At 72.1% G+C, this 21631-nt stretch carries 19 protein-coding genes; 11 read left to right on the top strand and 8 right to left on the bottom strand.

Annotation, left to right across the window (positions count from 1 at the left end; translation table 11 throughout):
- Positions 1-3 precede the first annotated feature (3 nt).
- Positions 4-1041, top strand: a complete 1038-nt coding sequence (locus ABZT12_RS19120; protein ID WP_356385376.1) for a methionine synthase II (cobalamin-independent)-like protein — start codon at positions 4-6, stop codon at positions 1039-1041.
- 43 nt (positions 1042-1084) lie between these two features.
- Here the strand turns inward: ABZT12_RS19120 and ABZT12_RS19115 are convergent, their stop codons facing one another.
- Positions 1085-1372, bottom strand: coding sequence for a putative quinol monooxygenase (locus ABZT12_RS19115; RefSeq protein ID WP_356385373.1), 288 nt, complete (start codon positions 1370-1372; stop codon positions 1085-1087).
- 236 nt (positions 1373-1608) lie between these two features.
- On the opposite strand from ABZT12_RS19115, the gene ABZT12_RS19110 reads away from it, so the two are divergent.
- The 5 genes from ABZT12_RS19110 to ABZT12_RS19090 all read left to right on the top strand — a co-directional run bounded on the left by ABZT12_RS19110 (position 1609) and on the right by ABZT12_RS19090 (position 8179).
- Positions 1609-3057 (top strand): aldehyde dehydrogenase family protein, encoded by a 1449-nt coding sequence (locus ABZT12_RS19110; RefSeq protein WP_356385370.1) that lies wholly within the window; start codon positions 1609-1611, stop codon positions 3055-3057.
- 56 nt (positions 3058-3113) lie between these two features.
- The gene (lhgO, locus tag ABZT12_RS19105) at positions 3114-4313 is read left to right on the top strand and encodes an L-2-hydroxyglutarate oxidase (RefSeq protein ID WP_356385367.1); all 1200 of its coding nucleotides are present in this window, start codon (positions 3114-3116) and stop codon (positions 4311-4313) included.
- 172 nt (positions 4314-4485) lie between these two features.
- The gene (locus ABZT12_RS19100; RefSeq protein WP_356385364.1) at positions 4486-5346 is read left to right on the top strand and encodes an amidohydrolase family protein; all 861 of its coding nucleotides are present in this window, start codon (positions 4486-4488) and stop codon (positions 5344-5346) included.
- A gap of 13 nt (positions 5347-5359) precedes the next feature.
- Positions 5360-7069 carry a thiamine pyrophosphate-dependent enzyme gene (locus ABZT12_RS19095; protein ID WP_356385361.1) on the top strand — a complete coding sequence of 570 codons (1710 nt, stop codon included), beginning with the start codon at positions 5360-5362 and terminating at the stop codon, positions 7067-7069.
- Between the two features lie 21 nt (positions 7070-7090).
- Entirely contained in the window at positions 7091-8179 is a 1089-nt protein-coding gene (locus ABZT12_RS19090; protein ID WP_356385358.1) for an Ldh family oxidoreductase, read from the top strand.
- A 72-nt stretch (positions 8180-8251) separates the two neighbouring features.
- Here the strand turns inward: ABZT12_RS19090 and ABZT12_RS19085 are convergent, their stop codons facing one another.
- Together ABZT12_RS19085 and ABZT12_RS19080 are read right to left on the bottom strand one after the other, a co-directional pair.
- Positions 8252-9199, bottom strand: a complete 948-nt coding sequence (locus ABZT12_RS19085) for an alpha/beta hydrolase fold domain-containing protein (RefSeq protein WP_356385355.1) — start codon at positions 9197-9199, stop codon at positions 8252-8254.
- Positions 9200-9339: 140 nt separating this feature from the next.
- The gene (locus tag ABZT12_RS19080; protein ID WP_356385352.1) at positions 9340-10413 is read right to left on the bottom strand and encodes a M56 family metallopeptidase; all 1074 of its coding nucleotides are present in this window, start codon (positions 10411-10413) and stop codon (positions 9340-9342) included.
- Between the two features lie 229 nt (positions 10414-10642).
- Between ABZT12_RS19080 and ABZT12_RS19075 the strand changes: the two genes are divergently transcribed.
- The 3 genes from ABZT12_RS19075 to ABZT12_RS19065 all read left to right on the top strand — a co-directional run bounded on the left by ABZT12_RS19075 (position 10643) and on the right by ABZT12_RS19065 (position 12201).
- The gene (locus tag ABZT12_RS19075; protein WP_356385349.1) at positions 10643-11164 is read left to right on the top strand and encodes a MarR family transcriptional regulator; all 522 of its coding nucleotides are present in this window, start codon (positions 10643-10645) and stop codon (positions 11162-11164) included.
- A 192-nt stretch (positions 11165-11356) separates the two neighbouring features.
- Positions 11357-11737 carry a MauE/DoxX family redox-associated membrane protein gene (locus tag ABZT12_RS19070; protein WP_356385346.1) on the top strand — a complete coding sequence of 127 codons (381 nt, stop codon included), beginning with the start codon at positions 11357-11359 and terminating at the stop codon, positions 11735-11737.
- Complete coding sequence (locus ABZT12_RS19065) at positions 11734-12201, top strand: peroxiredoxin (RefSeq protein WP_356385343.1); 468 nt, start codon at positions 11734-11736, stop codon at positions 12199-12201. The genes ABZT12_RS19070 and ABZT12_RS19065 overlap by 4 nt, the downstream gene beginning before the upstream one ends.
- 178 nt (positions 12202-12379) lie before the next feature.
- Here ABZT12_RS19065 and ABZT12_RS19060 read toward each other — a convergent pair whose 3' ends face one another.
- Complete coding sequence (locus ABZT12_RS19060) at positions 12380-13210, bottom strand: aldo/keto reductase (RefSeq protein WP_356385341.1); 831 nt, start codon at positions 13208-13210, stop codon at positions 12380-12382.
- A gap of 126 nt (positions 13211-13336) precedes the next feature.
- Here ABZT12_RS19060 and ABZT12_RS19055 point away from each other — a divergent pair, with 126 nt between their 5' ends.
- The gene (locus ABZT12_RS19055) at positions 13337-14311 is read left to right on the top strand and encodes a TauD/TfdA family dioxygenase (RefSeq protein WP_356385338.1); all 975 of its coding nucleotides are present in this window, start codon (positions 13337-13339) and stop codon (positions 14309-14311) included.
- Between the two features lie 48 nt (positions 14312-14359).
- On the opposite strand, the gene ABZT12_RS19050 is transcribed toward ABZT12_RS19055, so the two are convergent.
- The 3 genes from ABZT12_RS19050 to ABZT12_RS19040 form a co-directional block, all read right to left on the bottom strand.
- Complete coding sequence (locus ABZT12_RS19050; RefSeq protein WP_356385335.1) at positions 14360-15388, bottom strand: LLM class flavin-dependent oxidoreductase; 1029 nt, start codon at positions 15386-15388, stop codon at positions 14360-14362.
- Positions 15389-15455: 67 nt separating this feature from the next.
- Positions 15456-16961 (bottom strand): metallophosphoesterase, encoded by a 1506-nt coding sequence (locus tag ABZT12_RS19045; protein ID WP_356385332.1) that lies wholly within the window; start codon positions 16959-16961, stop codon positions 15456-15458.
- 256 nt (positions 16962-17217) lie between these two features.
- Positions 17218-17637, bottom strand: coding sequence for an ATP-binding protein (locus ABZT12_RS19040; protein WP_356385329.1), 420 nt, complete (start codon positions 17635-17637; stop codon positions 17218-17220).
- A 339-nt stretch (positions 17638-17976) separates the two neighbouring features.
- On the opposite strand from ABZT12_RS19040, the gene ABZT12_RS19035 reads away from it, so the two are divergent.
- Positions 17977-20373: a M4 family metallopeptidase gene (locus ABZT12_RS19035; protein ID WP_356385326.1), complete on the top strand. Its 2397-nt coding sequence runs from the start codon at positions 17977-17979 to the stop codon at positions 20371-20373.
- Between the two features lie 68 nt (positions 20374-20441).
- Here ABZT12_RS19035 and ABZT12_RS19030 read toward each other — a convergent pair whose 3' ends face one another.
- Positions 20442-21626 (bottom strand): glycoside hydrolase family 64 protein, encoded by a 1185-nt coding sequence (locus tag ABZT12_RS19030; RefSeq protein WP_356385323.1) that lies wholly within the window; start codon positions 21624-21626, stop codon positions 20442-20444.
- Positions 21627-21631: the final 5 nt, after the last annotated feature.

Below are 21631 nucleotides of genomic sequence, written 5' to 3'. Positions count from 1 at the left end.
ACCATGGCGGACACGTTCAACTACCGCATCGACCACCACGGCAGCCTGGTCCGGCCGCCCGAACTGGCCGCCGCGCGCGCCGCGGGTGACCCGGAGGCCCTGCGCGCCGCCGAAACGGCCGCCGTGCGGGAGGCGGTGGCCCTCCAGCGCAGAATCCGCTCCACCGTCGTCACCGACGGCGACTTCCCCCGCGCGGACTTCCGCGGCGCGGTCCTCGACACGGTCTCCGGCTTCCGCCGTACCGGCGAGACGGACCCCGACGGACTCACCCGCTGGGTCGCGGAGTCCCTGCCCAAGGCCAACGGGCCGCTGCTCGCCGACCGGGCCGGCCGGCTCACCGCGCTCACGGTGGTCGCCGTCAAGGTCTCCCTGCCGTCCCCGGCCTATCTGGCCGCCACCACCTTCGACCCCGCGCTGGCCGCGTCCGGCGGCCCCGCCTCGGCCCGCGAACTCGGCGAGGCACTCGCGGAGATCATCCACGCGGAGGTGGAGTCGCTGGTCGCCCAGGGCGTCCGCCTGATCCAGCTGAACAACCCCCTCCTCGCCGGCCACCTCGCCGTCGACCCGGCCGCCGGCGCGCTCTCCTTCGAGGACACGCTCGCCGTCGAGGCCCTGGCGGTACGCCTGGACGAGCGTCCAGAAGGCGTACGCCTCGGCGTCTCCATCGGCCCGCGGGCCCCAGCCGCCGTGGACCGGGCCGCGGCCGAGCACCTGTACGGCGAGGTCCCCGCCGACCGCTGGATCCTGCCGTACGACCAGGGCACCGACGCCGAGGCCGACCTGCTCAGGGCGCTGCCGGAGGACCGGGACGCCTGCCTGGGCGTGGTCGACGCGACGACGGCCGAGCTGGAGGAGATCGACACGGTGATGGCCCGTATCGACGCCGCCGCCGAGCTGAAGGACCTGGAGGACATGGCGCTCTCGCCGTCCCGGGGCTTCGCCGACGTGGCGGACCGGCCGCTGCTCTCCGCCGAGGACCAGCGCCGCAAGCTGGTGCTGGTGGAGACGCTCGCCCGCTACTGCTGGGGCAACGAGTTCTGACGCACCGGCCGGGAAGCGCGTCCCCGCGCTTCCCGGCGGGTCCTCACAGCACCTCGGCGAAGGTGACCCTGCGGTCGGTCAGCAGCGGCCACACCGTCCGTACGATCAGCTCGTCGAAGTGACCGGCCGCCTTGTGGGCGTCGAAACCGGCCCGGTCGGCGTACCGCTCGTACAGCACGAAACTCCCCGGGGTGTCCGCCTCGGCATGCACCTCGTACGCCAGGTTCGCGGGCTCGGCCCGGGTGAGCTCGCGCACCTTCAGCAGGGCGGCGCGCACCGTTTCCTCGTCGGCGGGCTCGCAGAAGTAATGGGCGATGACTGCGTAGGCCATGTCTGGTCCTCTCTAAGCGGATCCTCGGCTCCCGACGGCCGTTCCCGGGCCGGCCGGCCCGCCGATTCCAGCACGGAAGAACCCTCCGCCGACCCGCGCACGGCGCAACCTATGACTGCCTCCGCGGGGCTGGTGGCACCGCCCCCACATGGTGTGTTGTCGCACACGGCCCCCTGCGGCCGTCGACTGCGCAGTACCGCGGCTCCGCACCGCGGCGGACGAAGGAAGTGATCTCCATGCGAAGCCTGGAAACCCTCGTGGGCGGGGAGTGGGTGACGAGCGGCGAGTGGATCGACGTGCACGACCCCGCCGATGTCCGCACCCCCTTCGCGCGCGTCCCCGCCCTCGCCGCCAAGGACGTCACCCGGGCCTACGACCACGCCGAGCGCGGCTTCGCCGGATGGAAGCGCACCAGCCCCTTCGAGCGGGCCCGCGTCCTCACCGAGGCCGCGAGGCTGATCCGCGCGCGCGTCGAGGAGATCGCCGCCGACGTCACCGCCGAGAACGGCAAGACCGGCGCCGAGGCCCGCGGGGAGACCCTGAAGTCCGCCGACTTCCTCGACTACTACGCCGGACTGGCCCGCCAGGGCTACGGCACCCTCCTGCACGACGCCCGCCCCGGCACCCGCACGCACACCCAGCGGGAGCCGATCGGCGTGATCCTGGTGATCAGCCCGTGGAACGACCCGCTGATCACCCCGGCCCGCAAACTCGCCCCGCTGCTGGCGGCCGGCAACGCCGCCGTGTTCAAACCGGCCACCGAGACGCCGTTGTCGGGCCTGCGCCTCGCCCGGGCCCTGCACGACGCCGGCCTGCCCGCAGGTGTCCTCAACGTGGTGACGGGCCGCACCGCCGAGATCGAGGGGGCGCTCCTGGACGATCCCCGGATCGCCGGAGTCACCTTCACCGGCTCCAACGAGGTGGGCGGCCGCATCCGCCGCCGCCTCGCCGACCGCAACGTCCGCTTCCAGGGCGAACTCGGCGGCAAGAACGCCTCCGTGGTCCTCCGTGACGCCGACCTGCCGGCCGCCGCGAAGGCCGTCGTCGCCGCCTCCTTCGGGCAGGCCGGCCAGCGCTGCACCGCCACCAGCCGCGTCATCGTCGACCGGCCCGTGCACGAGGAGTTCGTACGGCTCCTCGTCACCGAGGTCGAGGCCCTCACCGTCGGCCCGGGCAGCGACCCGGCGACCACGCTGTGCCCGCTGTCCAGCCCGAAGCAGCGCGACTCCGTCCTCGCCGACCTCGCCCGCGCGGTGGAGCAGGGGGCCACCGTTCTCACCGGCGGCGCCGCGGACACCGAGGGGGAGCGCGCCCACGGCTGCTACGTACAGCCGACCGTGCTCGCCGACGTCACCCCCGAGACGGCGGTCTGGCGCGAGGAGGTCTTCGGCCCGGTCCTCGCCGTCCGCGCCGTCGACGGCTTCACCGAGGCCGTCGACGCCGTCAACGACTCCGAATTCGGCCTGGCCGCCGCCGTCTTCACCCGCGACCTCGCCTCCGCGCTGCGCTTCGCCGACGAGGCCGAGTGCGGCCAGATCGCGGTGAACACCACCACCACCGGCTGGGACGTGCACCTGCCCTTCGGCGGGTTCCGCGACTCCGGCACGGCCTACAAGGAGCAGGGCGACGAGGTCCTGCGCTTCTCCACCCGGGTCAAGACGGTCGCCATCCACATCGGCGCCTGAGCGCCACCGCACGTCGCAGAAGAGTCGCAAGCACGTCGTAAGAGAGGAGGATGCCGATGGCCGACGAGACGATCGGCATCGTCGGCGCCGGCATCGTGGGGCTGGCCACGGCCCGCGAGATCGCGCTGCGCCGGCCCGGTACCCGCGTCGTGGTCCTGGAGAAGGAGCGCCGGGTCGCGGTCCACCAGACCGGCCACAACTCCGGCGTCGTGCACGCCGGCATCTACTACCCGCCGGGCAGCCTCAAGGCCGACCTCTGCGTACGAGGCGTGTCGGTGCTGCGCGAGTACTGCCAGGACCGGGGAGTGCCGTACCAGGAGATCGGCAAGCTCGTCGTGGCGGTCCGCGAGGACGAGCTGGGCCGGATGGAGAACCTGTACGAGCGGGCCAGGAACAACCATGTGCCCGAGCTGCGCAGGATCTCCAAGGAGGAGATCCGGGAGCTGGAGCCGCACGCGGGCGGGGTCGCCGCCCTGCACTCCCCGCGCACCGCGATCACCGACTACCCGGCTGTCGCCCGGGAGTTCGCCAAGGACGTCGAGGCCGCCGGCGGCGAGGTGCGGCTGGGCTTCCCGGTCACCTCCGTCACCTCCGTGCCCGGTGGCATCGAGGTCGGCTCGGGCCCGGAGCGGGTCCGCGTCGACCGGCTGATCCTCTGCGCCGGCCTGCACTCGGACGCCGTGGCCAGGCTCGCCCAGGACAGGAAGGAGCCGCGGATCGTTCCGTTCCGGGGCGAGTACATGCTTCTGCGGCCGGACCGCACCCACCTGGTCCGCGGCCTCATCTACCCGGTACCGGACCCCCGATACCCCTTCCTCGGCGTGCACTTCACCCCCCGCGTCGACGGCTCCGTCGAGGTCGGCCCCAACGCCGTACTGGCCCTCGCCCGTGAGGGCTACACCCTCGGCCGGATCTCCCCGCGGGACCTCGCCGGACTGGCCCTCTACCCCGGCTCCTGGCGCATGGCCGCCCAGCACTGGCGCACCGGCGTCAAGGAGTACCGTGGCTCGCTCTCCAGGGCGTCCTTCATGAAGGACGCGGGACTCTACGTCCCCGGGGTCGGCGTCGGCGACGTCGTGCGCGGCGGCGCGGGCGTCCGGGCCCAGGCACTCGACCCGGACGGCACGCTCGTCGACGACTTCCGCATCCACCAGGTGGGCCGGATCACGGCCGTCCGCAACGCGCCCTCACCCGCCGCCACCGCCTCCATGGCGATCGCCGAGCACATCGTCGGCGCCGTCTTCGGCGACGCCTGAGACACCCCGGGAACGCCCCGCGAACAGCGGTGATCCGCGCAACTACTGCTTGCATCCGCAGCTCTCGGCAAGGCCCCGCGACCCGCCTAGCGTTCCTTCCACACCACGCGGCACCCACCGCGGCACCTCCGCACCCCGCTCCTCAAGCACGTCGAGAGAAAGAGTTCAGGACATGTTCGTCGTCGACACGCAGATCCACATCTGGAAGGAAGAGACCCCGGACCGCCCCTGGGTCCCAGGCGCGCGGGAGCGCATCCGCCTCAACGGACACCGCGAGGACCCCTTCTCCTACGAGGAGGCGCTGGAGCTGATGGACGAGGCCGGCGTCAACCGCGCGCTGATCCTGCCGCCGTCCTGGGAGGGCGACCGGATCGACTACGCCCTGGAGGCCTGCGAGGCGTACCCCGACCGCTTCGGCATCATGGCCCGCATTCCGCAGAACAAGCCCGAAGAGGGCACGGCGATGCTGAAGGACTTCGCGCAGAACCCTCACGTGAAGGGCACCCGGCTCACCTTCCACCGGCCGCAGGACCGCAACTGGATGATCGACGGCACCAACGACTGGTACTGGCCGATCGCCGAGCAACTCGCCGTCCCGACGATGGTCCACGCCCCGATCTGGAAGCGCGAACTCGGCGAGATCGCCACCAGGCACCCCGAGTTGAAGATCATCATCGACCACATGGGCATCATGGCCCGCTGTGTCGACGACGCGATCGGCTACTGGGTCCAGGAGACCGCCGACCTCGCCCCCCACCCCAACATCTACGTCAAGGTCTCGGCGCTCCCCGGCTACTCGACACAGCCGTTCCCCAACAACAACATCCAGAAGTACGTGCGCGAGATGGTCGACAAACTGGGCCCGCAGCGCTGCTTCTACGGCACCGACATCACCCGGCTGCTGGGCCACGGCATCACCTACACCGACACGATCGAGCAGTTCACCAAGCACTGGGACTTCACGCCCGAGGAGCTTGAATGGATCATGGGCCGCGGTATCTCCGAGGTCCTGAACTGGCCGATCGAGGGCTGAGGGAACACGAGAGATGACCGACACCACCAACTCCCCGGGCGCCGACGGCGGCGATGCTCTCGTTTCCGCCTTCAACGCCGTCGGCGCCGACTACCTCTTCTGCTCCTCGGGCTCCGAATGGGCCCCGGTGTGGGAGTCCCTCGCCCGCCGCCACCGCGACGGACTGCCCTGTCCGCGGTATCTGGACCTGACCCACGAGACGGTCGCCGTCGGCATGGCCACCGGCTACGGCCTGCTCACCCGCCGGCCGCAGGGCGTACTGCTGCACGCGGCCCCCGGTCTGCTCCAGGGCTCCATGGCCGTCCACGGGGCGCTGCTCGCGGGCGTCCCCATGGTGGTCAGCTCCTCGGAGTCGACCACGTACGGCGACGGCCCCGGCCAGGACCCCGGCGGCCAGTGGTACCGCAACCTGTCGATCGTGGGCGGCCCGCACCAGATCGCGCAGCCCTTCACCAAGTGGTCCAACGAGGCGGCCAGCGTCCACACGCTGCCCACCATGGTCACCCGCGCCGCCGAACTGGCGTGGCGGGCCCCGGCCGGACCGGCGTACCTCAACATCCCGCTGGAGATCCTGCTGGAGGAGTGGGACGGCCGTGAGGCCAAGCCCGTCGTCGCACCGGGCTCCACCCACAGCTCGCCCGAAGAGGTCGACCCCGTCGCGCAGTTGATCCGCGAGGCGGCCAACCCGGTCATCGTCACCGAGACGGCGGGCCGTGAGACGGGCGGCTTCGAGGCCCTCGTCGCCTTCGCCGAGGCGTGGCACCTCCCCGTCGTCGAGCCCGACTCGGCGGTCTGCGGCAACTTCCCGCGCGACCACCCCCTGCACGCGGGCAGCGACATCGGCCCGTGGATGGACGAGGCCGACCTCATCCTCCTCGTCAACTGCCGTGCCCCCTTCTATCCGCCCTCCCGCCGCCCCGCCAAGGCGACGGTCGTCGTCATCGACGAGGTACCGCAGCGTCCGCACGTCACCTACCAAGTCCTTTTCGCCGACGCCTACTTGGAAGGCAACGTCGCCAACACCCTGCGCCAGCTGACGAAGCGGGCGAAGGAACTGGACCCGGACACCGTCGCCGTACGCCGCGCGGCCCAGGAGCGGCGGCACGCCGACGAACAGGCCGCGATCGCCGCCGCCGAGACGAAGGCCCGCGACGCGGCGGGCATCGACCCGGTCCTGGCCGCCGCCACCCTGCGGGGCGTGCTGGCAGGGCGGGACGCGATCGTCGTCGACGAGACCATCACCCACAGCCGCGTCGTCAAGCGCCACCTCCGCACGGCCGGCCCCGACTCGTACTTCTACGTACAGGGCGGCCTCGGCCAGGGCATCGCGGTCGCCCTCGGCGTCAAACTCGCCGCCCCCGAACGGCCGGTGGTGCTCACCATCGGCGACGGCGCCTTCACGTACAACCCCGTCATCCAGTCCTACGACGCGTCCAACGCCTACGAACTCCCGCTGCTCATCGTGGTGTTCAACAACCGCGTCTACAAGTCGATGAACCTCAACCACCGCAGGTTCTACCCCGACGGCGCCGCGGCCGACACCGGCGAGTGGCTCGGCACCGATCTGCACCGGCTGCCCCGGCTCGCCGCGTTCGCCGAACCGTTCGGGATGCACACCGAGACCGTCGACACCCCCGATGCCCTCGCGCCCGCACTGGAGCGCGCGCTCAAGGCCGTGGCGGAGGGCAGCACCGCCGTCGTCGACGTCCTCGTCACCCGCTGAACCAGGAAGGCACCCGCCACCATGTCCGACACCGCAACGCCCAAGCCGGGCAAGGTACTTGTCGCCGCCGACGACCTTCGCGCCTTCTCCGCCGCCCTGCTGGAGAAGGGCGGCCTCGACGCCGAGCAGGCCCGCACCACCGCCGACGTCCTCGTGTGGGCCGCGCTGCGCGGCGTCGACTCGCACGGCATCGCCCGCGTCCCCGCCTATCTGGAGCTGCTGGCCAAGGGTGTGGCCAACGCCGGCGCCGACATCAGGGTGGAGTCCAGCACCCCCGCCGCGGCCGTCCTGGACGCCGACCGCGCCCCCGGCCCGGTCGCCCTCACCGCCGCCGCCGAGCTGGCGGTGACCCGGGCCAGGACCAACGGCGTCGCCGCCGTGGGAGTACGCCGTACCGTCCACACCGGAGCCATCGGGTACTACGTCGCGAAGATCGCCGAGCAGGGACTCGTCGGCATCGGCTACGTCGCCGGGATGCCCAACATGGGCTACACGGGCGTGAAGGGCGCCGCCGTCGCGACCAGCCCGCTCGCCGTCGCCGTACCGACCGCCGGCTCCTCGGGCCATGCGCCGGTGCTGCTCGACATGGCCACCGCCACCATCGCCCTGGGCAAGATCAAGCAGGCGAGGGCGAGCGGCACGCCGCTGCCCGAGGGAGCGGCGGCCACCGAGGACGGAACGCCGACGACCGACCCGGAGAAGGCGGTCATGCCGCTGCCGCTGGGGGGCGCCAAGGGGTCGGGGATGTCGTTCGCCTTCGAGCTGCTCACCAGTGTGCTGGTCGGCGCGCCGATCTTCGCCGCGTTCCACTCCGACGACCCGCAGGGCCGCAAGCACCGGCAGAACGCCCTGCTGATCGCCCTCGACCCGGCCGCGTTCGGTGACCCGGCCGCGTTCACCGCGGCGGTCGACGAGACCCTCGACACCCTCAAGCGGCTCCCGGCGGCGGACGGCGCGGAGGGCGTGTTCTATCCCGGTGAGCGCAGTGCGGCCGTCGCCGAGCGGCGCGGTGCGCGGGGCATCCCGGTGGCACCCAAGGTGTGGCGCGAACTGACCGAGGCGGCGGGCCGGTTCGGCCTCACCCCGCCGGAGCCCAAGCCGTCGGCCTGACGCCCGCGGCGGTCACCGGACGTCACCGGTCGCCCGGGGCGGCCGGTGAAGTGGGCGGTGCGTACGGCCGGTTCAGACGCCGGGAGCGGAGGGGCCGACTGCCTCCCGCAGGTGACGGGCGATCAGGGCGTACACCTGAAGGGCGCGTTGGTCGTCCTTGCCGTCGTAGCCGTGGTCGGCCCCGGTCACGTCGAAGTGCTCGACCAGGGCACCCGCCGCCGCCAGCCGGTCGGCGTACCGCACGCCCTCCGCCCTCAGCAGGTCGTACTCGGCCGTGATCACCAGGGCCGGAGCGATGCCCCGCAGGTCCGCGGTGTCCGACGGATGGGCGGGCGACACCAGCCGGTCGGCACGCGCCGTCACCTCCGGCACGTACGACGTGTCGAAGACCTCCGCCATCCAGGGCCGCAGCACCGGCTTGGGGATGGCGGCCCGCTTCTCCTTGGCGGAGGTCGCGAGGTCCAGCGGCGGATAGTGCAGCACCTGGAGCGCGATCGCGGGACCCCCCTCCTCCAGGGCCTGGCGCGCCACCGCCGCCGCGAGTCCGCCCCCGGCGCTCTGGCCGCCCACGGTGAGCCGGGCGCCGTCCCAGCCCTGTTCGGCGCCGTGCCCGGCGATCCAGCGGACCACGTCGTAGGCCTGCCGGGGCGGGGCCGGGAAGGGATGCTGCGGGGCGACCACGTAGTCGACGTTGACCACCGCCACCCCGGCCTCCGCCGCGAGGAAACGGCACAGGGGGTCGTCGAGTTCGGTGAGCGGCATGACGTAACCGCCGCCGTGGAAGTTCACGTGGACCGGCGGGGGAGGCCCCTCGGCGGCCGGCAGGTAGACCGTGACGCGGGCCGGCGCGATCGCGGTCCGGACCGTCAACTCCCGGATACGGCGCGGGAATTCGGGGAGGCGGGCATGGGAGGAGGCCGCCGAGCCGGGTCCGCTGGGCCGCCGGTCGGCCCACCGGGACAGGCGCTGCATGGACTTGGCGACGAAGGCGGCCACCGGGGGCCGGGCCAGGACGGACATGCGGCTCCGATCCGTGGAGTGCGCGTGACGGGGCGGACCGATCGTCGGGAACCCTGCGACGACAGGAACACAATCATCAGGATTCCTGGCGATGGTCGGGGCCGACGATAGCACGCGCCCCGGCGCGGAGGACGCCCTGCTCAGCTCGGTTCCGCGAGCTCCTCGCGCAGGTCGGCGGCGGTGCGGAGGAGCTCGGGACGCGGGCCGTGCCCAGGCATCCCGGGGGGTGCCGGAGCGGGTGTCGAAGCGGGTACGGGGGCTCGCGTCGGCATGAGCGGAGCCCGCGCGGCCGAGGCCTCGGCCCGCTCGTGGGTCGCGTGGTGCGCGGTGTCGATCATCTGCTCGCTGTCGAACGCGGCGTGCGTCAGACTTCCGCAGCAGACGAGGAGCAGCGCGGCGCCCGCGACGAACGGCAGGCGCCGGCGCGGGGGAGGGGGGCCCAGCAGCGCCCGCACCCTTCGCGGTACCGCGCCTCCGGTCATGGCCAGCACGGACCGCGACCGGTTCGCGGACGCGGCCAGCGCCGCCCGGCCCACCGCGTGGGCGACGACCACGCGGTCGCCGACGCGCGCCGCGGCCTCCTCGTCGGCCCACCGCTCCAGGGCGAAGCCGCCCGCACCGGCCAGCGGACGCAACAGCGGATTCACGGCCGCGCTCAGCCGCCACACCGTCTGGAAACGATGGTGCCGTCCGCGCAGGTGGGCCCGCTCGTGCGCCAGCAGCGCCTCCCGCTCCCGGCCGTCGAGACAGCGCAGCATGCCGCGCGACACCACGATCCGCCCGGGCGTCCCCGGCAGCGCGAAGGCGTCCGGCGACTCCTGGTCGAGAACGGCCAGTTCGGTGCCGCCGGGCAGCCGCCGGCACTCCCGGCGCGCCCAGCGCAGCTGCCGGGTCTGCCGGACGGCCGCGACGGCCAGTCCGGCGACGGAGGCCGGCAGGGTGACGGCGGCGGCCATGGCGACGGTGAGGGAGACCGGGTCGGCCGCGCGTACGGCCGCCACCGACCACTGCCCCTCGGCGGCGACCTCCGGGAGCCGCACCAGCCCGGCGAATGCCAGCAGCGCGAGGGAACCCAGCCAGCCCAGCGCGGTCACCGGCGCCGCACAGGCGAGGAACCAGGCGGCCGGGCGCGGGGCCAGCCGGGGCGCGGCCCACGGAACGGCCACCGCGAGGACGACGGTCACCATGAGCGGGACGTACACGCTGATCAGCACCGGTTCACGGGCCTTTCGCCGGCGCGGCTCCGCGGTCCGGACGTCCCGCCGGCCCTGTCGCTGTTCCGCTCCCGCACCACGCACATCCCGCCTTCCAGCACCCGGCGTCCCAGCCTACCCGCCGGCCTGTCGAGGCCCGCGGAAAGCTGTGGTCACCGGACGACCGGGCCTTCCCGCGCGATGCGTCGGAGTTACTTGAGTTACGCAACAATATGGTAATCTGGTGTCCATGCCCTCGCCATCGCTGCCCACCTCCCCCGCGTCCCCGGAAGTGATCGAGATCGAGCGGGCCCTGACCCGCATCACTTATCTGAGCACGCGCGCCCGCCAGCACGACCGGCTCATGGCCCTGGCCGGTGTGCCGCTGGACCGCGCGGCGGTGGCGCTGCTGCGGCAGGTCGCCGACTCCGAGCCGCTGCGGCCGGGGGAACTGGCGAACCGGCTCGGCGTCGAGGCCTCGCACGTGACGCGTACGGTGCAGCAGCTCCAGAAGGCCGGTTACGTCACCCGGGTCGCCGACCCCGACGACCGCCGAGCCCAGCGCATCGAACTCACCGCGGCCGGGCGGAAGGCCGTCGACCAGGTCCGGGACGCCGGTGCCCGGGGGATGCAACTTGCGCTCGCCGACTGGTCGGCGGACGAACTGCGGCAGCTGGCCGGGCTCTTCCACCGCATGGTCGACGACTTCCTGACCCACTCGATCGAGGAAGAGGCCGAGCCGGGCGTCATCGCCGCACCGGGCGAGGCCTGAGCCGGAAATACCGCCATCCCGGCCGGGCCCAGACTCCATGCCCGGCACAGTGCGCCCGGGAAGTGCTGAGGCGCGGGGGTGAGCGTCCCTCGCGGAGGGAGCCGGCCAAGCCCCGAACCAGGGGCGGTGCGCCTTGCCGGCCGTCCTCTACCGTCGAGTAATATCGCGCCGCAGACCTTCAGAGGAGGAACCGTGCCACGGTCCGAACGCTCGTCCCTGCTGCTCGCCGGTCTGCTGGCGACCGCCGGAGTCGCCCACCTCACCTCGCCCCGCTCCTTCGACGCGACGGTGCCCCGCGCACTGCCGGGGACGCCCCGGGCCTGGACCTACGCGAGCGGTGCCGTCGAGCTGGCGCTCGCGGCGGGCGTGGCGCTGCCCCGCACCCGGCGTACGGCCGCGCTCGCCACGGCCGCGTTCTTCGTCGGCGTCTTCCCCGCGAACGTGAAGATGGCCCTGGACTGGCGGGACAAGCCGGCTCCGCTGAAGGCGGCGGCCGTCGGGCGGCTGCCGCTGCAGATCCCCCTCGTATGGTGGGCCAGGAATGTCGCGAGGAACGCGGAGGGGCAGGCATGAGCAGCAGTCCGAACATCGGTGACCAGGTGGAGGACTTCACGCTCCCGGACGAGACCGGAGCGGAACGCCGCCTCACGGAACTGCTCGGTGAGGGGCCGGTGGTGCTCTTCTTCTACCCCGCCGCCCTGACCGCCGGCTGCACCGCCGAGGCCTGCCACTTCCGCGACCTGGCGGCCGAGTTCGCCGCCGTCGGGGCGCGGCCGGTCGGGATCAGCGGCGACGCCGTCGACAAGCAGCGGGAGTTCGCCGGGAAGCACAGCCTCGGCATGCCGCTGCTCTCCGACGCGGACGGTGCGATCCGGCAGCGGTTCGGCGTGAAGCGGGGCTTCTCGCTGGCGCCCACCAAGCGGGTCACGTTCGTCATCGCCGAGGACCGCACGATCCTGGAGGTCGTCTCCAGCGAGCTGCGCATGAACACCCACGCCGACCGGGCGCTCGCCGCGCTCCGCGCCCACCGGGCCTGACACCGCGGACACGGCTACGACGAGGGGCGGCGCGCACCGCCGCTCGTCGTAGCCGGGCGCCGGGGCAGCCGGCGGACGCGTGGACGAGGACCTCTCGGCACCTCTCGGCTGGGGGCGCGGGCATCCGCCGCCAACTCGCTCGCAGAGCACGGCGGTTGGGGCGGAAGGCCGGGTCCGGTCAGAACTCCTCGTGGGTTTCCGGGTCCCCGCCGAGGCGCTCGGGAGTATGGTCGGAGAGGGCGGCCAGCTGCGCGGGGCCGAGGGAGAAACCGAAGATGTCGAGGTTGGCGCGCTGCCGTCCGGGGTCGGCGGACTTGGGGATCGGGACGGCGTCGATCTGGGTGTGCCAGCGCAGCACCACCTGGGCGGGGGTGACACCGTGCGCCTCCGCGATGGTGACGACGGCGGGGTCGTCGAGGATGGCGCTGCCGCGGCCGAGCGGGCTCCAGCTCTCGGTGCGGATGCCCTTCTCGGCGTGGAAGGCGCGCAGTTCGTTCTGCTGGAACAGCGGATGCAGCTCGATCTGGTTGACGGAGGGCAGTACGCCGGTCTCCTTCTCCAGCCGTTCGATGTGGCCGGGCGTGAAGTTGGAGACGCCGATCGAGCGGACGAGACCGTCCTCGCGCAGTTTGATCATCGCCTTCCACGAGTCGACGTACTTGTCGACCCGCGGCAGCGGCCAGTGGATCAGGTACAGGTCGACGTACTCCACGCCGAGGCGCCGGCGGGACTCCTCGAAGGAGGCGAGGGTGTCCTCGTAGCCGTGGTGGCGGCCGGGGAGCTTGGTCGTCACGAGGATCTCCTCGCGGGGGACACCGCCGTGCGCGATGCCGCGGCCGACACCGGTCTCGTTGCGGTAGTTCGTCGCCGTGTCGAGCAGGCGGTACCCCGCGCCGAGGGCGTCGGCGACGGCGCGCTCGGCCTCGGCGTCGTCCATCGGCCAGGTGCCGAGCCCGATGGCGGGCAGGCGCGTACCGTCGTTGAGCGTGTGCGCCGGGATGCTGATCAAGATCGGACCTTCCCTTGACTGTGCGGTACACCCAGTATGGGCGGGGCGGGTGTGACCTGTCGCCACGTGCGGCGATCGCTGCCACGATCTTCACCCGAGCCGGTTCGGACGACCAACGGAGCGCACATGACGACGGACAGGACCCCCGCGGACGAGGCGGTACGGGCGGCCGGGCTGGACCTGCGGCCGGCCGCCGGACACATCGGGGCCGAGATCACCGGCGTGGATCTGGCCGGCCCGCTCGACGACACCGTGGTAGCCGCGGTACGGGCCGCGGTGCTGCGCTGGAAGGTCGTGTTCTTCCGCGACCAGCGCCTCGACCACGCCGGACAGGTGGCGTTCGCGCGCCGGTTCGGCGAGCCGGTCGTGCTCGGCCGGCGCGGCGGCGCGTCGCCCGCGGACTTCCCCGAGGTCGAAACCACCGCCGACCGGCTGGAGTTGGGCGGGCGGTTCGGCATGGAGCAGGACGAGTGGCTCCAGCGCCGCCGGCACACCCTGCTGCGCGGCTGGCACTGCGACCACGGCGCACGTGTCGACCCGCCGGCCGCGACGATCCTGCGCGCGGAGACCGTACCGCCGTACGGCGGCGACACCACGTGGTCGAACCTGGCGGCCGCCTACGCCGGACTCTCGCGGCCGGTGCGGGAGTTCGTCGACGGGCTGCGCGCCGAGCACCGGCTCGGCGTCGGCTACCAGCCCCGTCTCGGCGACGACGCGTACGTACGGCATCTGATGGACCATCAGGTCGCCTCGGTGCACCCGCTGGTACGCGTGCACCCCGAGACGGGGGAGCGGGTGCTCTCCGTCAACGGCTACTACCTGGAGCAGATCGCCGGCCTCTCCCGCGCGGAGAGTGCCGCGATCCTCCAGATGCTCCTGGAGCAGGCGACCCGGCCCGAGTACACGGTGCGGTTCCGCTGGGAGCCGGGCTCCGTCGCCTTCTGGGACAACCGGGCCACCATCCACCTGGCGCCCGCCGACAGCGCGCACCTCGGCTTCCCCCGCGTCATGCACCGCGTGATGCTCGCCGGCGACATCCCCCGCGGCGTCGACGGCAAGCCGTCGGAACCCCTCGTCGGCACCGCGCCGGGCCGCTGGTGACCGAGGGAGGCACGCCCGGGCTGCTCCGCGCGGCCCGAGCGCCCCGTCTCAGCCCGCGGGCCGCCACCCGAGCGCCGGTCCGAGCTTCGTCGCCATGTCCGTGAGAATCTGAACGTAGTCCTCGTGCTCGAAGGTGAACGGCAGCGCGAACGCCACCTCGTCGATCTCCCTGAACGCGGCGTGCGCGTGCAGGAGTTCGGCGAGCTCCTCCGAGGTGCCCACCAGGTCCGGCGCGAACATCAGCCGGGCCGGGCCCTGCGGTGCCGTCGTACGAGGGGTGCGCTTGCGGGCGAACTCCGCGTACTTGGCGCGCTGTTCGGGCGAGGCGGAGTCGGTCGGGATGACGACCAGGCCCTGTGAGACGCGGGCGGCGTCGCCGTCGGGGTGGTGGGCCCGGAAGGTACGGATGTGGGAGAGCTGGATCTCGGCGAAGTCCCGTGCCTCGTCCGGCTGTTCGGCCTTGACGACACTGCTCGTCAGGAAGTTCATCCCGTGCTCGCCCGCCCATCGGGCCGACCCCGCGCTGCCGCCGCCGTACCAGAGGCGGCGTCCCAGACCGGGAGAGTGCGGCTGGACCCGGTCGGAGAACACCTCGAAGCCCTCGACCCCGCTGAAGTCGGTGGCCGGCTCGCCCCGCACGAAGCCCAGCAGTCGGCGCACCCGTTCGTAACCGAAGTCCTCGGTGTCGGCCGTGTCGGGGTACAGCGCCTCCTTGACCCGGTCGTACCGCATGGGCGGGCCGACGCTGACGCCCGGGTTGACGCGCCCCCCGGAGAGGATGTCGACGGTCGCCAGGTCCTCGGCGAGCCGGAGCGGGTTCTCCCAGCCGAGCGGGATCACCGCCGTGCCGAGTTCGATACGGCTGGTGCGCTGCGAGGCCGCGGCCATGAGGGCGACGGGGGAGGAGATGCCGTACTGAAGGTGGCGATGGCGCAGCCACGCGCTGTCGAAACCGAGGCGCTCACCCAGTTCGATGATCTCCAGCGTCGACTCGTGACCCCGGCGGGGATCGGCCTCGTCGAACAGGCCGATCGTCAGGAAGCCCAGCTTCCGCAACGGGCGTGAGGTGGGCGGCACGGGCTCCTCCGGCGGTCGTACGTCAGCTCTGTCCCGATTGTGTCAGGCGGACATTGCGGGTGTGTGATCACTTCAGCGGGATGGTCACCTCGTCCTCGACCGGCGGGTCCAGCTCCTGCGCCCGGTTGCCGGTGGCGGCGAAGCAGCGCAGGCGGACCGCGTCCGGGGTGACGTCCAGCCGCAGGAAGCACTTGAAGAACGGCGGGCTGTACGTCGCCGAGCCGGGCGAGAAGAGCTGGGTGTAGAGCTTGCGCACCGGAAGGCGCACGCGCGAGGTGCGGTCGGGGCTGCCGCCGGCGCCGAGCAGGCTCGCGATCAGCCGCACCCGCCGGCCGACCCGGACGGGCGTACCCGGATCACGGGTCGGCGGGATGCCGAGGCGCTCGGCGACCACGGCCGTGGCCTCCGCCTCGGTGAGGGTGAAGAGGCGGCGCAGCCGCAGCCGGCGGCCGTAGAGCCTGCTGTAGAAGGCGAGGGAGTCGCCGCGCAGCGGATAGCAGCGGAAGTCCCGCTCGGTGACGCCCGCGACGGAGACGCGCGGGATGGTGTGCGTGGCGTGCATGAAGGCGCCGCCACCGCCGGCCACCACGTACTGCAGGGTGCGGCCGTCCGCCAGACCGACCGGGTAGCGCTGGTAGTTGTGGATGTCGCCGCCTATCGACGCCACGTAGTGGTGGTCCGGATCGCGGACGATGGCGTCGACCGTGCCGCCGCCCTCGATGGCGCAGGGGTGGTGCTCGCCGTCCACGTAGAGCGGCGACCCGGTGACGAGGATCTTCGGCCGGGGACCCCGGGACACCTCGCGCAGCCAGGCGCCCTGTTCGGCGTCGATCGTGCCGAGCAGACCGGTGTCGATGCCCACGATCCGCACGGGTCCGGCGTCGATCGCCCAGTACGGGCCCGGCTGGACCGCCTGTTGCTCCATCGAGAAGCGCAACTTCCGTGCCTCGTCGAGGTGGTGGCCGTCGGACGGGCGCGGCCGGTGCCACAGCAGGGCACGCCACCAGGCGCGGGACGCCGGACGCGGGGCGGGCGGCGGCGTGAGCGGGGGAGCGTCGTCGCAGAAGACGCGCATGAACCCGCCGAGGCCCTCGTACCAGTCGTGGTTGCCGGGTATCGCGTAGATCGGTGCCCGGTACTCCTGGTACGGCCGGAAGAACTTCGTGTCGTAGTCGTCCGCGCTGCCCACGGGGTAGATCACGTCGCTCGCGACGAGGGCGAAGCTGGTGTCCTGACTGACCTTCAGAAAGCCTGGTACGACGGCGTATTGGGGATCGTCGCCCTCGCCGGTGTCGCCGATCACCATGAAGGAGAACCGGTCCGGGTCGGCCCGCCGGATCACCTTGTCGGCGGGGGCTCCGGCGGCCTCCCGCTGGGCCACCCAGCGACCGCGGGTGCTGCCGGTGGGGTCCCCGAACCAGGACGCCAGCACGCCGTTGCGCGCGGCCCACAGTGTTCTCGGGTCGAGCCAGGAGACCTTCTGGACCTTGGCGGGCATCAGCCGGGTGTACGCGCCGTGTTCCGCGGCGCCCCAGCCGGCGCCTTCGGCGGTATCGCGTGATGAGTCGGACACCGGTGCACGGTAACAACGCCGCGCGGGCGCTCAGCGGGCGGGGCCCCGGCCCGGAACGGCGGCGCGGACGACCGCCGACCGGCGTGTACCGCGACCCCGTTGGCGGCGCCGGCGGCCACACTGGGACCCCTCACCTGGCGCACCGGCAGCAGGGGCGGCGCGTTCGCCGCCTGCGAGCGGCACAGCGCGGCATCCCAACTCGCCGTAACCGCACGGGAGTTGACTCACTCCGCGCGGGACCCGGCCGGGCCGCCCGTCAGATCGCCAGCACGGCGCGGACCCGCTTGCCGCCCCCGGCCAGCGGGGTGACGTCGAGACGCCGGGCCAGACAGCGCACCATGGCCAGACCCCGCCCGCTCTCGCCCTCGGCCGTCAACGGGCGCACCTTGGGCCGCGTCGGGCTGTCGTCGTAGACCTCGACCGTGAGCCGCTCGTCACAGACCTGGAGTCGCAGCCGGCAGCCGCTGCGGCCGTGCCGGGTGGCGTTGGCGACCAGTTCGGAGACGACGAGGGTGGCGTCGTCGATCTGTTCCTCCTCCACCGGGGCGATCCGCCGACGGGACCGGTTGAGGAACTCGGAGGTCAGCCGGCGCGCCTGGCCGGCGGAGGACGCCTCGTGGGGCAGCACATACTCAACTCGTACGGAACGCCGGTGGGTACGCCGTTGCGCGCGCATGGCGCATCACTCCCCTCCTGGGCCTGTCCGGCATCGGTGCGGCCGTACCGCGCCGCTCCCCCTTCTCCTGATGCCCCGCACCCGTGATCGGCAATCCGCGGCGGCGGCGACCGGTCCGGTGGCTCGCTCGGCCATAGAGGGATAACCCTCGATTGCCCAGTACCTGGATGACATGGCCGGGTCAAGAGTGTCATTCTCCCCCCAGCTACCCCCCACGACCTCTCCACGTTTCAGTCAAGATTCCGGCCCCGCACAGCTCAGCTCTCCCCGGGCGGCACACCCGTCCTGCCCGGTCTGTTCCCGGCCGCGAACACCGCGGCTGTCGCAGGAGGAGTACGAGTGAGACGCATCCCCCGCAAGCGGACCGCGGCAGGAGCCCTGCTCTCCACGGCCGCGATGCTCGTCGTCGGCATCCAGACGGTCCCGGCGACCGCGCAGCCCGCTTCCCCCCACCCCAGCCCGCTGCGCACCGGCGGACTGGAGGCGAAACTCACCCCGGCCCAGCACTCCGCCTTGATCGACAGCGCCCAACGCAGGACCACGGCGACGGCCCGCACCCTCGGCCTCGGCGCCAAGGAGAAACTGGTCGTCAAGGACGTCGTCAAGGACAACGACGGCACCGTCCACACCCGTTACGAGCGCACTTACGACGGGCTCCCCGTCCTCGGCGGCGACCTCGTCGTGCACACCCCGCCCGCCTCCGTGGCGGCCGGCACGGTGAGCGCCACCTTCAACAACAAGCACACCCTCACCGTTCCTTCCACCACCGCGTCCTTCACCAAGTCCGCGGCCGAGACGGAGGCGTTGAAGACGGCCAAGGCTCTGGACGCCAAGGCGTCCGGCGCCGACAGCGCCCGGAAGGTCATCTGGGCCGGCGACGGTGCCTCCAAGCTCGCCTGGGAGACCGTGATCGGCGGTTTCCAGGACGACGGCACCCCGAGCCGGCTGCACGTCATCACCGACGCCACCAGCGGCAAGGAACTCTCCCGCTTCCAGGGCATCGAGACCGGCACCGGCAACACCCAGTACAGCGGCAGCGTTTCGCTGAGCACCACGCTCTCCGGCTCGACGTACCAGCTGACCGACGGTACGCGCGGCGGCCACAAGACGTACAGCCTGAACAACGCCACCTCCGGCACCGGCACGCTGATGACGGACGCGGACGACGTCTGGGGAACGGGCTCCGGCTCCAACACCCAGACCGCGGGCGCGGACGCCGCCTACGGCGCGCAGGAGACGTGGGACTTCTACAAGAACACGTTCGGCCGCAGCGGCATCAAGAACAACGGCGTCGCCGCCTACTCGCGCGTCCACTACAGCACGGCGTACGTCAACGCCTTCTGGGACGACACCTGCTTCTGCATGACGTACGGCGACGGCACGAGCTCCACCCACGCGCTGACCTCGCTGGACGTGGCCGGCCACGAGATGAGCCACGGCGTCACCTCCAACACGGCCGGGCTCGACTACACCGGTGAGTCGGGCGGGTTGAACGAGGCGACCTCCGACATCTTCGGCACCGGCGTGGAGTTCTACGCCAACAACTCCTCCGACGTCGGCGACTACCTCATCGGCGAGAAGATCGACATCAACGGCGACGGCACGCCGCTGCGTTACATGGACAAGCCGAGCAAGGACGGCGGCTCCGCGGACAGTTGGTACTCCGGCGTCGGCAACCTCGACGTGCACTACTCGTCGGGCCCGGCGAACCACATGTTCTACCTGCTCTCCGAGGGCAGCGGCACCAAGGTCATCAACGGCACCACCTACACCAGCAGCACCTCCGACGGTGTCGCCGTCGCGGGCATCGGCCGGGCCGCCGCCCTGCAGATCTGGTACAAGGCGCTGACGACGTACATGACGTCCAGCACCAACTACGCCTCGGCCCGCACCGCCGCGCTCAGCGCGGCAGCCGCGCTGTACGGCACGAGTTCCGCGCAGTACGCGGGAGTCGGCAACGCCTTCGCGGGCATCAATGTCGGCAGCCACATCACCGTGCCGACCAGCGGCGTCACGGTCACCAACCCGGGCAGCCAGTCCTCCACCGTCGGCACCGCGGTGAGCCTTCAGGTCTCGGCGAGCAGCACCAACAGCGGCTCCCTGACCTACGCCGCGACCGGACTGCCCACCGGCCTGTCGATCAGCAGCTCCACCGGCGCCATCACCGGCACCCCGACGACCGCGGGCACCTACAGCTCCACCGTGACCGTCACCGACAGCACGGGAGCCACCGGCACCGCCTCCTTCACCTGGACGGTCAGCACCTCCGGCGGCGGCGGCACCTGCACCTCGACCCAGCTCCTGGGCAACGCGGGCTTCGAGTCGGGCAGCACCACCTGGACCGCGAGCAGCGGGGTCATCACCAACGAGAGCGGCCAGACCGCCCACGGCGGCTCCTACTACGCCTGGCTCGACGGCTACGGCTCCACCCACACCGACACGCTGTCCCAGTCGGTGGCCGTGCCGAGCGGCTGCAAGGCGACACTCACCTTCTACCTGCACATCGACACCGCGGAGACCACCACCAGCTCGGCGTACGACAAGCTGACGGTGACCGCGGGTTCGACGACCCTGGCGACCTACTCGAACCTGAACAAGGCCACCGGGTACACCCAGAAGTCCTTCGACCTGTCCTCCTTCGCCGGCTCCACCGTGGCGCTGAAGTTCAGCGGCGTCGAGGACTCCTCGCTCCAGACCAGCTTCGTCCTCGACGACACGGCACTGACGGCCAGCTGATCCGTCCCTCCCTCCGTACACCCCGCACGCGCCTGAGGCGTGCGGGGTGTACGGCTTTCCCGGTCTCCTCAGCTGAGCGGGTCGAGGGTCAGATACGCCTGCTGCGGACTGCCGTCGTTGACGAGTGACTCCTGGTTGCCGACGTCGTCGAAGGCGAACGCGTACGCCTTGCCGTCGGCCATCTGGGCGTGCAGCCTGCGCGCGTACTGGTTGGTCACCGTGTCCTGGTAGAAGGCGGCCGACGTGGTGTCCGGCTGGTTGGCGTTGACCAGGAGCGTGGAGCGGTTGAAGCCGGCGCACAGCGTGCGCGAAATCGGCCCGCGCACCTGGTCGTTGGGGGCGTCGAGGTACTTGTGGCAACCGAAGATGCTGTCCGCGTCGGGCTTCTGGAAGCTGGTGACGACCGCCCCGGCACTGTTGGTGAAGTTCATGACGTTGCCCGACACCCGGCCGTAGTACTTCGCGGGGGTATCGGCGAACGGGGTGACCGTCAGGGTCGTCGTCGCGTACTTCTGCCAGACGCGGTTGACGTAGTCGTCCATCACCGTGCTGGGCAGGGCGCCGGTCTCCAGTCCGTGCCCGGGGGAGAGCGCTCGCAGGACCGTGCCGTCGGACCGCGTCTGGACCAGGTTGGCCCAGCCGCCCGCCTGTCCGCGCAGGGCGTTGAAGAACCCGGTGTAGCCACCGGACTTGAGGTGCCCGGTGGTGACCGTGGACCCGTCGGACCGCTGGACGCCGACCGCGTAGGGCGCGGAGACCATGTCCACCTGGGTGCTGTTGAGCCACAGCCCGGAGTCGTTGAGCGTGTACTCGGACCAGTTGAAGAGGATGTCGCGGTTAGGGTCGCTGGGGTTCTGCACGGCCGGTTGCACCAGGCCGCCCGTGGTCACCTTGAAGACGAGCTTCTGACCGTAGGAGAAGTAGATCCGGCCGGAGAACTTGGGCATCCGGATCGTGGTGGACTGTCCGGCCGCCGGGCCGGGTATGGAGGCGTCCGGTGCGGGGGTGGGCGGGTTGCCGCCCGCGGGCCAGGCGTGGAAGGTGCCGGTCGCGTCGGCCCAGCCCTGCCGGCCGGTGGAGAGCTGGGTGCCGAGGTCGTAGACGTAGACCGGGTCGGTGCGCCCGGAGTTGTTGGTGATCCTGAGGGGGATCGTGGCGGGCACCGCGGCCTCGGCCGTGAGCGGTGTGGCCAGGGCGAACAGGGTGGCCACCGCGGTCGCGGCACCGAGTCGGCGGACGAGTCGGAGCAGCACTCTTC

The sequence above is a fragment of the Streptomyces sp. NPDC005423 genome, assembly GCF_040606415.1.
Classification (GTDB): domain Bacteria; phylum Actinomycetota; class Actinomycetes; order Streptomycetales; family Streptomycetaceae; genus Streptomyces.
The sequence above is the reverse complement of the archived record's forward strand: the minus strand, read 5'-3'. Positions and strand labels throughout refer to the sequence as shown.